Origin of the sequence: Janthinobacterium lividum, assembly GCF_011601275.1 — a bacterium.
Classification (GTDB): Bacteria; Pseudomonadota; Gammaproteobacteria; order Burkholderiales; family Burkholderiaceae_D; genus Janthinobacterium; species Janthinobacterium lividum_E.
On sequence record NZ_JAAOLY010000011.1, the window covers coordinates 165,519 to 179,160 of the forward strand.

The 13,642-nt window shown below is 61.8% G+C and carries 19 protein-coding genes; 1 reads left to right on the forward strand and 18 read right to left on the reverse strand.

Features of this window, described 5'->3' with window-relative positions:
* Positions 1–53 precede the first annotated feature (53 nt).
* The gene (locus tag GYK42_RS17855) at positions 54–422 is read left to right on the forward strand and encodes a hypothetical protein (protein ID WP_166448582.1); all 369 of its coding nucleotides are present in this window, start codon (positions 54–56) and stop codon (positions 420–422) included.
* An 84-nt stretch (positions 423–506) separates the two neighbouring features.
* Here the strand turns inward: GYK42_RS17855 and tatC are convergent, their stop codons facing one another.
* The 18 genes from tatC to GYK42_RS17945 form a co-directional block, all read right to left on the reverse strand.
* Entirely contained in the window at positions 507–1,262 is a 756-nt protein-coding gene (tatC, locus tag GYK42_RS17860; RefSeq protein WP_035823092.1) for a twin-arginine translocase subunit TatC, read from the reverse strand.
* Positions 1,259–1,792, reverse strand: coding sequence for a Sec-independent protein translocase protein TatB (tatB, locus tag GYK42_RS17865; RefSeq protein ID WP_046683198.1), 534 nt, complete (start codon positions 1,790–1,792; stop codon positions 1,259–1,261). The genes tatC and tatB overlap by 4 nt, the downstream gene beginning before the upstream one ends.
* Before the next feature lie 48 nt (positions 1,793–1,840).
* Positions 1,841–2,077, reverse strand: coding sequence for a Sec-independent protein translocase subunit TatA (gene tatA / locus GYK42_RS17870; protein ID WP_046683197.1), 237 nt, complete (start codon positions 2,075–2,077; stop codon positions 1,841–1,843).
* 80 nt (positions 2,078–2,157) lie between these two features.
* Positions 2,158–2,529 (reverse strand): HIT domain-containing protein, encoded by a 372-nt coding sequence (locus GYK42_RS17875; protein WP_166448583.1) that lies wholly within the window; start codon positions 2,527–2,529, stop codon positions 2,158–2,160.
* A gap of 15 nt (positions 2,530–2,544) precedes the next feature.
* Positions 2,545–2,916: a phosphoribosyl-ATP diphosphatase gene (locus GYK42_RS17880; RefSeq protein ID WP_034753849.1), complete on the reverse strand. Its 372-nt coding sequence runs from the start codon at positions 2,914–2,916 to the stop codon at positions 2,545–2,547.
* Positions 2,913–3,350: a phosphoribosyl-AMP cyclohydrolase gene (hisI, locus tag GYK42_RS17885; protein ID WP_166448584.1), complete on the reverse strand. Its 438-nt coding sequence runs from the start codon at positions 3,348–3,350 to the stop codon at positions 2,913–2,915. Before hisI ends, GYK42_RS17880 begins: the two co-directional genes overlap by 4 nt.
* Before the next feature lie 33 nt (positions 3,351–3,383).
* Complete coding sequence (gene hisF, locus GYK42_RS17890) at positions 3,384–4,145, reverse strand: imidazole glycerol phosphate synthase subunit HisF (RefSeq protein WP_058049664.1); 762 nt, start codon at positions 4,143–4,145, stop codon at positions 3,384–3,386.
* Between the two features lie 60 nt (positions 4,146–4,205).
* Positions 4,206–4,979 carry a 1-(5-phosphoribosyl)-5-[(5-phosphoribosylamino)methylideneamino]imidazole-4-carboxamide isomerase gene (gene hisA, locus GYK42_RS17895; protein WP_034753842.1) on the reverse strand — a complete coding sequence of 258 codons (774 nt, stop codon included), beginning with the start codon at positions 4,977–4,979 and terminating at the stop codon, positions 4,206–4,208.
* Positions 4,980–5,033: 54 nt separating this feature from the next.
* Positions 5,034–5,672 carry an imidazole glycerol phosphate synthase subunit HisH gene (gene hisH, locus GYK42_RS17900; protein ID WP_166448585.1) on the reverse strand — a complete coding sequence of 213 codons (639 nt, stop codon included), beginning with the start codon at positions 5,670–5,672 and terminating at the stop codon, positions 5,034–5,036.
* Between the two features lie 35 nt (positions 5,673–5,707).
* A complete protein-coding gene (gene hisB, locus GYK42_RS17905; RefSeq protein WP_010402123.1) occupies positions 5,708–6,298 on the reverse strand; it encodes an imidazoleglycerol-phosphate dehydratase HisB in 591 nt (196 codons plus the stop codon).
* A 19-nt stretch (positions 6,299–6,317) separates the two neighbouring features.
* Positions 6,318–7,412 carry a histidinol-phosphate transaminase gene (gene hisC / locus GYK42_RS17910; protein WP_166448586.1) on the reverse strand — a complete coding sequence of 365 codons (1,095 nt, stop codon included), beginning with the start codon at positions 7,410–7,412 and terminating at the stop codon, positions 6,318–6,320.
* A 33-nt stretch (positions 7,413–7,445) separates the two neighbouring features.
* The gene (locus GYK42_RS17915; protein WP_166448587.1) at positions 7,446–8,378 is read right to left on the reverse strand and encodes a DNA-methyltransferase; all 933 of its coding nucleotides are present in this window, start codon (positions 8,376–8,378) and stop codon (positions 7,446–7,448) included.
* On the reverse strand, positions 8,375–9,700 hold the full coding sequence (hisD, locus tag GYK42_RS17920; protein WP_166448588.1) for a histidinol dehydrogenase: 1,326 nt from the start codon (positions 9,698–9,700) through the stop codon (positions 8,375–8,377). The genes GYK42_RS17915 and hisD overlap by 4 nt, the downstream gene beginning before the upstream one ends.
* Positions 9,701–9,726: 26 nt before the next feature.
* Positions 9,727–10,395, reverse strand: a complete 669-nt coding sequence (hisG, locus tag GYK42_RS17925; protein ID WP_034753828.1) for an ATP phosphoribosyltransferase — start codon at positions 10,393–10,395, stop codon at positions 9,727–9,729.
* Between the two features lie 12 nt (positions 10,396–10,407).
* Positions 10,408–11,658, reverse strand: coding sequence for a UDP-N-acetylglucosamine 1-carboxyvinyltransferase (gene murA / locus GYK42_RS17930; RefSeq protein WP_166448589.1), 1,251 nt, complete (start codon positions 11,656–11,658; stop codon positions 10,408–10,410).
* A gap of 4 nt (positions 11,659–11,662) precedes the next feature.
* Entirely contained in the window at positions 11,663–11,899 is a 237-nt protein-coding gene (locus GYK42_RS17935; protein WP_034753824.1) for a BolA family protein, read from the reverse strand.
* A gap of 45 nt (positions 11,900–11,944) precedes the next feature.
* Positions 11,945–12,706 (reverse strand): ABC transporter permease, encoded by a 762-nt coding sequence (locus GYK42_RS17940; RefSeq protein ID WP_166448590.1) that lies wholly within the window; start codon positions 12,704–12,706, stop codon positions 11,945–11,947.
* Entirely contained in the window at positions 12,703–13,620 is a 918-nt protein-coding gene (locus GYK42_RS17945; RefSeq protein ID WP_166448591.1) for an ABC transporter ATP-binding protein, read from the reverse strand. The genes GYK42_RS17940 and GYK42_RS17945 overlap by 4 nt, the downstream gene beginning before the upstream one ends.
* Positions 13,621–13,642 lie beyond the last annotated feature (22 nt).

A 13,642-nucleotide genomic window follows, 5' to 3' on the forward strand; every position in this document is an offset into this window, starting at 1 on the left:
CTCCTCACTGGCAATTGCCGATTTTCCTGCTAGGCTGGATATCAGGAGCGTCCATGCATATGCCTATTCAGTTTGACACCCTCGATTACGCCAAACGCCTCGCCTCGGCAGGCGTACCCACGCCACAGGCGGAAGCCCATGCAGCGGCCCTGGGCGAGGTGCTGGGGTCTGCCGTGGTCGTGCATGGCGAACTGGCGGCGCTGGAGCGCAATGTGCTGGGGGAAATCAAACTGGCCGAGCAAAAAGTCGATACCAAGTTAGGCGCGCTGGAATTGAAGGTGGATGCGCTGGAGCAGAAGTTCGATGCCCGTCTGGAACGCCTGGACTTGCGCCAGGGCGCGGACATGAAACATGTGTACTGGATGATGAGCACTTTGATCCTGCTCAACTTGGGCATCCTCAGCAAACTGATGCTGCAGTAAGCACCCACCTGCCCATCCGGCAATAAAAAAGCCGCTGCTCCCGAAAGAGGCCAGCGGCTATTGCGTGTGCGTTTCCCAGGTCGTCTAGGACGCTTCTTCCGGCGCCTGCGTGGCCTTGACAAAGATGGGCGCCACCAGCAGGCCCAGTTCAAACAGCAAGCACATCGGGATGGCCAGCGAGAACTGGCTGACGACGTCCGGCGGCGTGACGATGGCGGCAATCACGAAGGCGCCAACGATGATGTAGGGACGCACTTCCTTGAGTTTCGCAATGGAAACAAGTCCCATGCGCACGAGGATCACCACCACCACGGGCACTTCGAAGGTGGCGCCAAAGGCCAGGCACATCGACATGACGAAATCGAGGTAGTTTTCGATATCGGGCGTGACGGCGATCGACGACGGCGAAAAGTCGCTGATGAAGTGGAAGACGCGGCCAAACACAAAGAAATAGCAAAAGGCCACGCCGGCCATGAACAGCAGGGAAGACGAGATGACGAGCGGCGCGATCAGACGCTTTTCATGCGTGTACAGGCCGGGCGCGATAAACGCCCACATCTGGTACAGCACCCAGGGCAAGGCGACGATGAAGGCGATCACCAGGGTCACTTTCATCGGCACGAGGAACGGCGAAATGACACCGGTGGCGATCATTTTCGAGCCGGCTGGCAGCGAGGCGATCATCGGCGCCGCAATAAAATCGTAGATGTGAGAAGGGCCGGGCCAGTAGAACAGCACGGCGCAAACGACGGCGATGCCGATCGAGGCCTTGACCAGGCGGTTGCGCAGCTCGACCAGATGCGAGATAAAAGTTTCTTCCACCGGGGATTTGCTACTCATGAGTAAAAGGAGGAGGAACTGGCGCGCGGACGGAAGCGCGCCACGCGGGCGGCGGCCGACTGCACGTGCAGCTTGCCGCCATGGCGCTGCTTGTACCAGCCAGGGATGGCGGAATTGCGCACCAGCTTCTTGCGGCGGAATTCGCGCGCCTTGCGAGCCAAGTCTTCATTGGTGGCGCGCAGCATGGCTTCATGGGCATCGTGATGCTCATCATACGAGCTCGAATCGCCGCGCCAGGCGTTTTCCACCTCGGCCAGATTGCCGGAGATCGAGTTTTCCACGCCATGCATGGATTTCTCCACGCTTTGCTTGACGGAATGGGCTGCATCCTGCACTTCCTTCTGCAGGTTTTTCAGCTCTTCCATTTCAATTTCGCGCGAGACTTCGGACTTCACCTGGTTCAGGTAGCGTTGCGCGCGGCCATACAGGGTACCGGCCATGCGCGCCACTCTCGGCAACTTTTCAGGGCCGATGACTATCAACGCAACCACGCCGATGATGGCGATTTTAGAGAGACCGAGATCGATCATAAGCGGACAAGGGCTGTTACCGGACGAGGCAAGCGCCCCGCCACGCTATCAGGACTTGCTTTTCTCTTTCGTCTCGACGTCGATGGTGCTTTTGTCGGCCACTTGCGATGGCGCAGCAGGAGGGGTATTGGCTGCCGGCGCGTCATCGTCGCCCTTGACGCCGTCCTTGAAGCCTTTGACGGCCTTGCCGATATCACCGCCGATATTGCCCAGTTTCTTGGTGCCGAAGACCAGCATCACGATGACCAGAACGATCACCCAGTGCCAAATACTCAATGAACCCATCACATTCTCCTTGCGGGACGGTGCCCGAATAGCGTCAACCAATGCCGGTAGTATACACGTGAACCCGGCGCGCAGCGAAATCAGTGTTGACCGCGCCAGGGACGGGGACCGCCGTACACATGCATGTGCAGGTGATACACCTCTTGCCCGCCGTTCGGGCCGCTGTTGATCATGGTCTTGAAACCGCCGGCAGGCACGCCATCGGCGTCATACGTGACGGCGCAGCCGAACTCGGCAGCGAGTTTCGGCGCCAAACGCAGCAACTTGCCCAGCATTTCCGTATGGCTATCGTCGCAGTCGGACAGGCTGGCCACGTGGCGCTTCGGGATCAGCAGCAGGTGCACGGGCGCGGCCGGGTTGATGTCCTTGAAGGCCAGCAAGTCTTCGTCTTCATACACGATGGTCGAAGGAATTTGTTTTGCAGCAATCTTGCAGAAAATACAGTTATCCACGCACGCTCCAGTAGGTCAGTGTTTGTCTGTTTCGCCGGCGTCGCGCAACTCATCCTTGCGCGCCGCCTTTTCTTCCAGGCCGGACAGGCCTTCGCGGCGTGCCAGCTCGTCGAGCACCTGCTGCGGCGTCAGGTCGAACTGCGCCAGCATCACCAGCGAGTGGAACCACAGGTCGGCGCACTCGTACAGGACCTTCGACGGGTCGTTGTCGCGGCGCGCATCCTTGGCAGCCATCACGGTTTCCGTCGCTTCTTCGCCGATTTTTTTCAGAATCGCATCATCGCCCTTGGCAAACAGGCGCGCGACATACGACGTGGCGGGGTCGCCGCCGTTGGCCAGCTTGCGCGATTCGATCACGGCGGCCAGGCGTTTTAAAGTTTCGCTCATTTGCTCTTGCTTTCCGCGTAAATCGCCTCGGGGTCTTTCAGCACGGGGTCGGTGACTTGCCATTCGCCCGTTTTTTCGTCGCCTTCGAATTTCTGGAAGAAACACGAGTGGCGGCCCGTATGGCAGGCGATGCCGCCCGCCTGCTCGATTTTCAGCAAGACCACGTCTTCGTCGCAATCGAGGCGGATTTCCAGCACTTTTTGCGTGTGGCCGGACTCTTCGCCCTTGTGCCACAGTTTCTTGCGCGAACGGCTCCAGTACACGGCTTCGCCCAGTTCCACCGTGCGCGCCAGCGCGTCGCGGTTCATCCAGGCAAACATCAGCACGTCATTGCTGCCCGCTTCCTGCGCGATCACGGGCACCAGGCCGTGCTCGTCCCATTTGACCTTTTTCAGCCACTTGGCATTGCTTGCTACGATGGTTCCATTTTGCATGTTCTTCTATCCTGCTGATTTTACCGCTTGTGTTTACGCCAGGCGCATGGGGATGCCCTGCTGCGCCATGAAACGCTTGGCTTCCTGCACCGTGTGCTGGCCATAGTGGAAGATGCTGGCGGCCAGCACGGCATCCGCGCGGCCCACTTTGATGCCATCGACCAGATCCTGCAAACCGCCCACGCCGCCAGAGGCGATGACGGGGATGCTGACGGCATCGGACACGCCGCGCGTCAGGCCCAGGTCGAAGCCGACCTTGGTGCCGTCGCGGTCCATACTGGTGAGCAAGATTTCACCGGCGCCCAGGCTTTCCATTTTACGCGCCCACGCGAACGCGTCCAGGCCCGTGGCGGTGCGTCCGCCATGGGTAAACACTTCCCACTTGCCGGGCGACACCTGCTTGGCGTCGATGGCGACGACGATGCATTGCGAGCCGTGCTTTTGCGAGGCCTCGTACACCAGTTGCGGATTCGTCACGGCCGAGGTGTTGATGCTGACCTTGTCGGCGCCCGCGTTGAGCAGTCGGCGCACGTCTTCCACCACGCGCACGCCGCCGCCCACGGTCAGCGGAATGAACACTTGCGACGCCACGGCTTCGATGATGTCGAAGATCAGGCCGCGGTTGTCGCTGGACGCGGTAATGTCGAGGAAAGTGATTTCATCGGCGCCCTGCTCGTCATAGCGGCGGGCGATTTCCACCGGGTCGCCGGCGTCGCGCAATTCCGTGAAATTGACGCCTTTGACGACGCGGCCGTTGGTCACGTCGAGGCAGGGGATGATACGTTTTGCAAGCATGATGGTATCCAGATTGTCGCCAGGCCGGGCGTGCGCAGGCACGCTCCCGGCCGGGCAGGCTTAAACGGCGGCGTCGGTCAGTTCGTCGGCGCGTTCTTGCGCCTGCGCCAGGTCGATCGTGCCCTCATAGATGGAACGGCCGCAGATGACGCCTTCGATGCCTTCGGCCTGGACCGCGCACAGCGCTTCCACGTCGCCGATATTGTGCAGGCCACCCGAGGCGATGACGGGAATCTTGACCGCTTGCGCCAGCTTGACGGTGGCGTCGATATTGATACCGCCCATCATGCCGTCGCGGCCGATGTCCGTGTAGATGATCGATTCGACGCCGTAGGCTTCGAATTTTTTCGCCAGGTCGATCACTTCGTGGCCCGACATCTTGCTCCAGCCATCCGTTGCCACCTTGCCATCCTTGGCGTCGAGGCCAACGATGATGTGGCCCGGGAAGGCGCTGCAGGCATCGTGCAGGAAGCCGGGGCTTTTCACGGCCGCCGTGCCGATGATGATGTAGGTGATGCCGGCGTCGAGGTAACGCTCGATGGTGTCGAGATCACGGATGCCGCCGCCCAGCTGCACGGGGATTTCCTCGATGTCGTTTTCCACGGCGAAATCTTGCACGGCCTTCAGGATGGCCTTGACGGCGCCTTCGTTCTTCGGCTTGCCGGCAAAAGCGCCGTTCAGGTCGACCAGGTGCAGCCGGCGCGCGCCTTGCATCAGCCAATGGCGGGCCATGTCGGCCGGGTCTTCGGAAAATACGGTGGCAAGTTCCATATCGCCTTGTTTCAGGCGTACGCAGTGACCGTCTTTCAGGTCGATGGCGGGAATGAGCAGCATGGTCAGTGTGGTATCAGAGTGAGTGGGAAGCGAAAAAAAGCCGGATAGCTAACGTTAAGGTTGCCAGTGAACGAAATTCTTGTACAGCTGCAAGCCAGCGGCAGCACTTTTTTCAGGGTGGAACTGTGTGGCGAAAATATTATCACGGGCGACGGCGCAAGCGAACGGCGCACCATAGACAGTCTCGCCCACCGTGTGCAACGCCTCTTGAGGTTGAGCAAAATAGCTGTGCACAAAGTAAAAATACGCGTTGTCATCGATGCCATCCCACATGACATGGGACGCCGTTTGCCGCACTTGGTTCCAGCCCATTTGCGGCACCTTGAAGCGCGAGCCGTCTTCCTGCACCTGGCCGTCGAGCTGGAAGCGCACGACTTTGCCTGGCAGCAAACCCAAACCGGCCGCATCGCCCTCTTCGCTGCCGTCGAACAGCATCTGCTCGCCGATGCACACGCCCAGCACAGGCTTGCTGTCGGCGGCGCGCAGCAGCGCTTCGAGCACGCCCGATTCGCGCAGGCTGCGCATGCAGTCGGGCATGGCGCCCTGACCTGGCAAGACGATGCGGTCGGCGCTGTCGATGTCTTGCGCCAATCCGGAAATGCGCACGTCGGCTTCGGGCGCCACGGCGCGCAACGCTTGCGCCACCGAGCGCAAATTGCCCATGCCGTAATCCACCACCACAATTTTATTCATGTTTGATCTCGGAATCTACAGTGGTTCGCGGGCGCTTACAGGCTGCCCTTGGTCGATGGAATGATACCGGCCGCGCGCTCGTCGAGCTCGGCAGCCATGCGCAGCGCGCGGCCAAAGGCCTTGAACACGGTTTCGCATTGATGGTGGGCATTCGTGCCGCGCAGGTTATCGATATGCAAGGTCACGCCCGCATGGTTGACGAAGCCGCGGAAAAATTCCAGGGTCAGGTCGACGTCGAAACCGGCGATCATGGCACGCGTAAACGGGATGTGATATTCGATGCCAGGGCGGCCCGAGAAATCGAGCACCACGCGCGACAGCGCCTCGTCCAGCGGCACGTACGCGTGGCCGTAGCGGCGGATGCCCTTCTTGTCGCCGATGGCCTTGGCCACGGCCATGCCCAGGGTGATGCCCACGTCTTCCACCGTATGGTGGTTATCGATATGCACGTCGCCCGTCGCTTCGATATCGAGGTCGATCAAGCCGTGGCGGGCGATCTGGTCCAGCATATGGTCGAGGAAGGGCACGCCGGTATTGAGCTTTTGCTGGCCCGTGCCGTCCAGGTTGAGGGCGACGCGAACTTGCGTCTCATTGGTGTTGCGCGTGATTTCTGCGGTGCGGTTCATGGGAGGCTCTGGCGGTAGGCTAAACGAGGGATGCCTTGAAGGCATCGTAAAAAAGGGAATTTTCTTCCGGGGTGCTGACGCTGATGCGCAGGCAATTGGCCAGCGCAGCATGCATTTTACTCATATTTTTAATTAAAACCCTGCGGGCAAGCAGTTTTGCGCAAACATCGTCGGAATCAGCCACACGAATCAGAAGAAAATTTGCCTTCGAGGGAAATACCGTCACACCGGGCAGTTCCGCCAGGCGCAGCGCCAGCGCGTCGCGCGCGCTGTTGAGCAGGGCCGCCTGCGCATTCAACACATCGATGTGATCGAGCGCGAATTCGGCCGCCGCCTGCGTCAGCACGTTCACATTGTACGGCGGGCGCACTTTCTCGAATTGCGCCAGCAGGGCCGGCGCGGCCGACATATAGCCGAGGCGGATGCCGGCCAGGCCCAGTTTCGACACGGTGCGCATCACCACCAGGTTCTCGAACTCGGGCAGGCGGCCCATGAAACTGTGCTGCGCGAACGGCTCATACGCTTCGTCGACGACGGCGATGCCCGTGTCGCCGAGGGCCGCCAGGATGCGCTCGATGTCGGCGCCGGCAAACAGGTTGCCCGTCGGGTTATTCGGATAGGCGAGGAAGACCAGCGCCGGGCGGTGTTCTTCGATGGCCGCCAGCATGGCCGGCATGTCCATGCTGAAGTCCGGCAGCAAGGGCACGCCGACGAAATCCATGCCGGCGAACTGCGCCGAGCGCGCATACATGACAAAGGCCGGCACGGGCGCCAGCAGCACGGCGCGCTTGCCTGGCTCCTGATGGGCGCAGGCCATGGCCAGGATGGAAATGAGTTCATCGGAACCGTTGCCCAGCATGACATCGTAGCCGGCGGGCACGCCGAGTTTGGCGCAAATGGCCGCCTGCAGGCTGGCGTACGACGGCGGATAGCGGTTCAGCACCACGCCGGCCAGGCGCGCGCCCAGTTCCTCGCGCAGATGCGGCGGCAGCGGATACGGGTTTTCCATCGCATCGAGTTTGATGTAACCGCTGGCATCGGCTACCTGGTAGCTTTTGACGGCCCGCACATCGGACCGCACGGTGTTGTTGATTAACTGATCGAGGAAAGACATGCTGCAAACACTCCTGATGGAATTAAATGGAGACTAAATGACGACGTCTTCCGGCACGGCGACGCTGCGCGCCTTGCGGGCCGGCGCTTTTTTCACGGCGGGCGATTTCTTCACGACGGCCGGCTTTTTGGCCGCCGCCGGCTTTTTCGCTGCCGCCTTGGCGGCCTTCGGCACGGCCGGCGTGGCCAGTTCCTGCGTCAGCGCGGCCAGGCGCTGTTCTATGATGGCGCAATAGTCGGCGTTCAATTCAAAGCCGACGAAATCGCGCCCGCAGCGCTTTGCCGCCAGGGCCGTGGTGCCGCTGCCCATGAACAGGTCGAGCACCACGCCGCCGGGCGGGCATGAAGCCTTGACCATGCGCTCGATGATTTCGAGCGGCTTTTGCGTCGGGTGGTCGGCCCGTTCCGGGTGCTCCTTGTGCAGGCGCGATACGCTCCACAAGTCTTTCGGGTTGTAACCCACTTCCAGCCATTTGGCGCCGATGAAGATCGAGCGCGAACGGGCTTTCTTGGTGGCAGCGTCGTAGGCGATGCGCACCGCGTCAAGGTCGAAGTAGTAATCCTTGCGCTTGACGAAGAAGCCGATGGTGTCGTGCACCGATGAAAAGCTGCGCACGCTGCCGCCCATGGACGGCACGCGGCGGTCCCAGATGATTTCATTCATCATCGCCATGCGCTGTTTCAGCATGACGAAGATCTCCGGCGAATAGCGCCAGGTCAGAAAAATGTACAGGCTGCCGTTGGCTTTGAGCTTGGGCAGCGCCGCATCGATCCACTGTTCCGTCCAGCGCAGGTAGTCGGCCACCGACTGCTGGTCCGAGGCATTGCCGTAATCCTTGCCCAGGTTGTACGGCGGATCCGTCAGGATCAGGTCCACCGAGCCATCGGGAATGCGCGCCAGCCCCGCCAGCGCATCTTCGCAATAGACCCGGTTGACCCAGTCCGGCTGCTCCGCCAACTTCGTCATGGCTGTGGCTTCAGGCGCAGTTCGGCGCTGCGCGCGTGCGCCTGCAAGCCTTCGCCATACGCCAGCGTGGCGGCGACACGGCCCAGGGTTTGCGCGCCCGCTTCACTGACGTGAATGATGGACGAGCGCTTCTGGAAGTCGTACACGCCCAGCGGCGACGAAAAACGCGCCGTGCGCGACGTTGGCAGCACGTGATTGGGACCGCAGCAATAGTCGCCCAGCGATTCGGACGAGAAGCGGCCGAGGAACATGGCGCCCGCATGGCGGATCTGCTCGGCCCACTGCTGCGGATTCTCCGCCGAGATTTCCAGGTGCTCCGCGGCGATGCTGTTGGCGATCTCGCACGCCTCTTCCATGCTGCGCACCTTGATCAGGGCGCCGCGGTCCGCCAGCGAGGTGCTGATGGTGGCCTGGCGCGGCATCGTCGGCAGCAGCTTGGCGATGCTTTCTTCGACTTTGGCGATGTAATCGGCGTCCGGGCACAGCAAAATCGCTTGCGCCAGTTCGTCGTGCTCGGCCTGCGAAAACAGGTCCATGGCCACCCAGTCCGGGTCCGTCGTGCCATCACACAGCACGAGGATTTCGGAAGGCCCCGCGATCATGTCGATGCCGACGATGCCGAACACGCGGCGCTTGGCGGCCGCCACATAGGCGTTGCCGGGACCGACGATCTTGTCCACGGCGGTGATCGTCTGCGTGCCATACGCCAGCGCGCCGACGGCTTGCGCGCCGCCGATGGTGATCACGCGCGTCACGCCCGCGATCGCGGCGGCGGCCAGCACCATCTGATTTTTCACGCCATCGGGCGTCGGCACCACCATGATGATCTCGCTCACGCCGGCCACGTGCGCGGGAATCGCGTTCATCAGCACGGACGACGGATATGCTGCCTTGCCGCCCGGGACGTAGATGCCGACCCGGTCCAGCGGCGTGATCTTCTGCCCCAGCACCGTGCCATCGGGCTCGGTGTAGGTAAAACCGCGCAATTCCTCGCGCTGGCGTTCGTGGAAGGCGCGGATGCGCTGGGCGGCGATCTGCAGCGCCTCGCGCTGGGCCGACGGCAAGCCGTTCAGGGCCGCCTGCAATTCGGCCTGCGAAATATCGAAGGCCGCCATTTCCGCAGCGCCGCCATGCGGGATGCGGTCGAAACGGTTGGTGTATTCCAGTACGGCGGCGTCGCCGCGCGTTTTCACGTCGGCCAGGATTTTTGCGACCGACGTTTCAATCGCCGCATCGGTCCCCTCCTCGAACGCCAGCAAGGTGTCGAGCGATTGTTGGAAACCATCCTGGTCTGAATCGAGCTTGCGTATCTGTATCGGCATAATCGGCTTTCTGCTACTGAATGTGTCTAGGCTTGCGAGGCGCGTTCGAACGCCTCGATAATCGGCTGCAAGCGCTCGCGCTTGAGCTTGAGCGCGGCCTGGTTGACCACCAGGCGCGACGAAATTTCCATGATGTGTTCGACCTCGACGAGGTTGTTCGCGCGCAGGGTGCTGCCCGTGCTGACCAGGTCGACGATGGCGTCGGACAAACCGACCAAAGGCGCCAGCTCCATCGAGCCATACAGCTTGATCAGGTCGACGTGCACGCCCTTGGCGGCGAAGTGCTCGCGCGCCGTGTGCACGAACTTGGTGGCCACGCGTAAGCGCGCGCCCTGGTGCACGGCCTTTTCGTAGTCAAAACCGGCCTGCACCGCCACCGACATGCGGCAGGCGGCGATATTCAGGTCGATCGGCTGGTACAGGCCTTCGCCGCCGTGTTCGAGCAAGACATCCTTGCCCGCCACGCCGAAATCGGCCGCGCCGTACTGCACGTAGGTCGGCACGTCGCTGGCGCGCACGATGATGACACGCACGTTCGGATCGTTGGTGGCCAAAATCAGCTTGCGCGAGGTTTCCGGGTTTTCCAGCACCTTGATGCCGGCCGCCTCCAGCAGCGGCATGGTGTCCTCAAAAATGCGGCCTTTCGAGAGCGCCAAAATCAGCTGGGAGCTGTCACCGTTATTCGATCCGTTCATGCTCGTTCCTTGTTATTTGATGCGTACGATGTTCGCGCCGACGGCCGACAGTTTCACTTCCATGCGGTCGTAGCCGCGGTCGAGGTGATAGATGCGGTCGATCAGGGTTTCGCCGTCGGCGGCCAAGGCCGCGATCACCAGCGACGCCGAAGCGCGCAAGTCGGTCGCCATCACGGGCGCGCCGCGCAGCTGCTTGACGCCGGCGATGATGGCCGTGTTGCCTTCGATGGTGATGTCGGCGCCCAGGCGGTTCATTTCCTGCACGTGCATGAAGCGGTTCTCGAAGATCGTCTCGGTGACGCGGCTGGCGCCATTGGCGATCGTGTTCACGGCCATGAACTGCGCCTGCATGTCGGTCGGGAAGCCCGGGTATTCCGTCGTGCGGAAGCTGACGGGGTTAGGACGGGCCGACATCTCGGCGCGGATCCAGTCGGCGCCGAAGGTCATCGTCAGGCCCATGGCGCGCAGCTTGTCGAGCGCCGAGTCGAGGATATCGGTGCGCACGTTGCGCAGGGTGATATCGCCGCCGGTGGCCGCCACGGCGCACAGGAAAGTACCCGTCTCGATACGGTCGGCGATCACCGCGTGCGAGGCGCCGTGCAGCGCGTCCACGCCCTGGATCACCAAGCGGCTGGTGCCGATGCCGTCGATCTTCGCGCCCATGGCCACCAGCAGGTGGGCCAGGTCCGTCACTTCCGGTTCGCAGGCGGCGTTTTCCAGGATGGTCTCGCCTTCGGCCAGGGTCGCGGCCATCAGCAGGTTCTCGGTGCCGGTGACGGTGATCATGTCGGTGACGATGCGCGCGCCTTTGAGCTTGGCGCACTTGGCGTAGATGTAGCCCGCTTCGATGCGGATCTCGGCGCCCAGCGCTTCCAGGCCCTTGATGTGCTGGTCGACGGGACGCGAACCGATGGCGCAGCCGCCCGGCAGCGAGACCTTGGCTTCGCCGAAGCGCGCCAGCATGGGACCGAGCACGAGGATCGAGGCGCGCATGGTTTTCACCAGTTCATACGGCGCTTCCAGGGTGTCGATGGCGCTGCCGTTGAGGACCACGCGGTCGCCGTCCTGCTGCACTTTCAGGCCCGTCTGGCCCAGCAATTTCAACATCGTGGCCACGTCGTGCAAATGCGGCACGTTCGTCAGGTTCAGGTCGCCCGCGGTCAGCAGGCCCGCGCACAGGATGGGCAGGGCGGCGTTTTTCGCGCCGGAGATGGCGATGTCGCCGTTCAGGCGGTTGCCGCCGTTGATGAGGAGCTTGTCCATGTGCTTATCCTTGGAATTCTTCAGGTGTCAGGGTTTTCATCGACAGCGCGTGGATTTCCTCGCGCATGCGGTCGCCCAGTGCCGCGTAGACGATCTGGTGGCGCTGGATCAAACGCTTGCCGGCAAACGCGGGCGAGACGATCACGGCCTGGAAGTGCTGGCCATCGCCCTCCACTTCGAGGTGCGTGCATTCGAGGCCGGCCGACAGATAGCCGTGGATCAGTTCTGGAGTGGTGGTCACGATAAGTCCTTGATATTGAATAATGTAGTGATGTGGGTGCCGCAATCAGTGGCGCAATCTGTAACCGCTTTTCAGCAGGCGGATCGATGCCAGCGCCAGGATCACGAGGAAGCCGGCGACGATGAAAAGACTGAGCCACGGACTGACGTCGGACGTGCCGAAGAAGCCGTAGCGGAAGCCGTCGATCATGTAGAAGAAGGGGTTCAAATGCGATACCGTCTGCCAGAAGGCGGGCAGCGAATGGATCGAGTAGAACACGCCCGACAGGAAGGTGGCGGGCATGATCAGGAAGTTCTGGAAGGCGGCCAGCTGGTCGAATTTTTCGGCCCAGATGCCGGCGATCAGGCCCATGGTGCCCAGCATGGCGGCGCCGAGGAAGGCGAAGACGACGATCCACAGCGGCGCGACGAATGACAGGTCAGCGAACCAGCACGTGATGGCAAACACGCCAAAGCCCACGGCCAGGCCGCGCGCGACGGAAGCGAGTACATACGCCGAAAAGATTTCCCAGTGCGACAGGGGCGTCAGCAGCACGAACACCAGGTTGCCCGTGATCTTGGACTGAATCAGCGAGGACGAGGAATTGGCAAACGCATTTTGCAGCACGCTCATCATCACCAGGCCGGGAATCAAAAAGGCCGTGTAGCTGACGCCGGGGCTCGGCTCCACGCGGCCGTCGAGCACATGGCCGAACACCAGCAGGTACAGCATCGACGTGAGCACGGGCGCGGCCACGGTTTGCGTCGCCACTTTCCAGAAGCGCAGCGTCTCTTTGTAGACGAGGGTGCGGAAACCTGTCGAAATCATACGGTACCTTTATCCATGATCTGCAAGAAGATATCTTCCAAGTCGGCTTGTTGCAATTGCATTTCATCGATCTCGGCACCCGCTTCGCGCAGGCGGGCGAGGATTTTCTCGACTTCGCTGTATTCGTTGACGCGCAAGCTGAACTTGTTCGGCGCCTGCTGTTCTTCCGCATGCAGCACCAGGTGCTGCAGGTCGGCCGGCAAGGCGCCGTGTTTCAGGTGTACCTGCAACTGCGAACCGGCGATGCGGCGGATCAGGGCCGACATGGTGTCGAGCGCCACCACCTTGCCCGTCTTCAGCATGGCCACGCGCTGGCACATGGCTTGCGCCTCTTCCAGGTAGTGGGTGGTCAGCACAACCGTGTGGCCGCCTTCGCGGTTCAGGCGCGAGATGAACTTCCACAGGGTCTGGCGCAGTTCCACGTCGACGCCGGCCGTCGGTTCATCGAGCACGATGACGGGCGGCATGTGCACCAGCGCCTGCGCCACGAGCACGCGGCGCTTCATGCCGCCGGACAGGGCGCGCATGTTGGTGTCGGCCTTGCCGGTCAGGTCGAGGTTTTCCATGACCTCGTCGATCCACTTGTCGTTGTTCGGCAGGCCAAAGTAACCGGACTGCAGGCGCAGGGTTTCGCGCACGGTGAAAAACGGATCGAACACCAGTTCCTGCGGCACCACGCCCAGGTTGCGGCGCGCGTTGCGGAAGTCCTTGACCACGTCGTGGCCATGGATCTTGACGGTGCCCGCGTCGGGGCGTATCAGGCCGGCGATGATGGAAATGAGGGTGGTCTTGCCGGCGCCGTTGGGACCGAGCAGGCCGAAAAACTCGCCTTCTTCGATGGCCAGCGACACGCCGCCCAGCGCCTTGAGCGATTTATAGCTCTTTTCTACATTCGTTATTTGAATTGCGGTCATGTGCTTGTTTCAAGTGTAATGC

Coding starts and splice junctions, on each gene's coding strand:
- hisB (WP_010402123.1), bottom strand. CDS start 6,298: ATGAACCGCACCGCAGAAATCACGCGCAACACCAATGAGACGCAAGTT.
- GYK42_RS17880 (WP_034753849.1), bottom strand. CDS start 2,916: ATGAGCGAAACTTTAAAACGCCTGGCCGCCGTGATCGAATCGCGCAAG.
- hisH (WP_166448585.1), bottom strand. CDS start 5,672: ATGAATAAAATTGTGGTGGTGGATTACGGCATGGGCAATTTGCGCTCG.
- hisF (WP_058049664.1), bottom strand. CDS start 4,145: ATGCTTGCAAAACGTATCATCCCCTGCCTCGACGTGACCAACGGCCGC.
- GYK42_RS17940 (WP_166448590.1), bottom strand. CDS start 12,706: ATGATTTCGACAGGTTTCCGCACCCTCGTCTACAAAGAGACGCTGCGC.
- tatB (WP_046683198.1), bottom strand. CDS start 1,792: ATGATCGATCTCGGTCTCTCTAAAATCGCCATCATCGGCGTGGTTGCG.
- hisG (WP_034753828.1), bottom strand. CDS start 10,395: ATGAACGGATCGAATAACGGTGACAGCTCCCAGCTGATTTTGGCGCTC.
- hisD (WP_166448588.1), bottom strand. CDS start 9,700: ATGCCGATACAGATACGCAAGCTCGATTCAGACCAGGATGGTTTCCAA.
- murA (WP_166448589.1), bottom strand. CDS start 11,658: ATGGACAAGCTCCTCATCAACGGCGGCAACCGCCTGAACGGCGACATC.
- tatC (WP_035823092.1), bottom strand. CDS start 1,262: ATGAGTAGCAAATCCCCGGTGGAAGAAACTTTTATCTCGCATCTGGTC.
- tatA (WP_046683197.1), bottom strand. CDS start 2,077: ATGGGTTCATTGAGTATTTGGCACTGGGTGATCGTTCTGGTCATCGTG.
- hisA (WP_034753842.1), bottom strand. CDS start 4,979: ATGCTGCTCATTCCCGCCATCGACCTGAAAGACGGTCACTGCGTACGC.
- GYK42_RS17915 (WP_166448587.1), bottom strand. CDS start 8,378: ATGACGAAGTTGGCGGAGCAGCCGGACTGGGTCAACCGGGTCTATTGC.
- hisI (WP_166448584.1), bottom strand. CDS start 3,350: ATGCAAAATGGAACCATCGTAGCAAGCAATGCCAAGTGGCTGAAAAAG.
- hisC (WP_166448586.1), bottom strand. CDS start 7,412: ATGTCTTTCCTCGATCAGTTAATCAACAACACCGTGCGGTCCGATGTG.
- GYK42_RS17855 (WP_166448582.1), top strand. CDS start 54: ATGCATATGCCTATTCAGTTTGACACCCTCGATTACGCCAAACGCCTC.
- GYK42_RS17945 (WP_166448591.1), bottom strand. CDS start 13,620: ATGACCGCAATTCAAATAACGAATGTAGAAAAGAGCTATAAATCGCTC.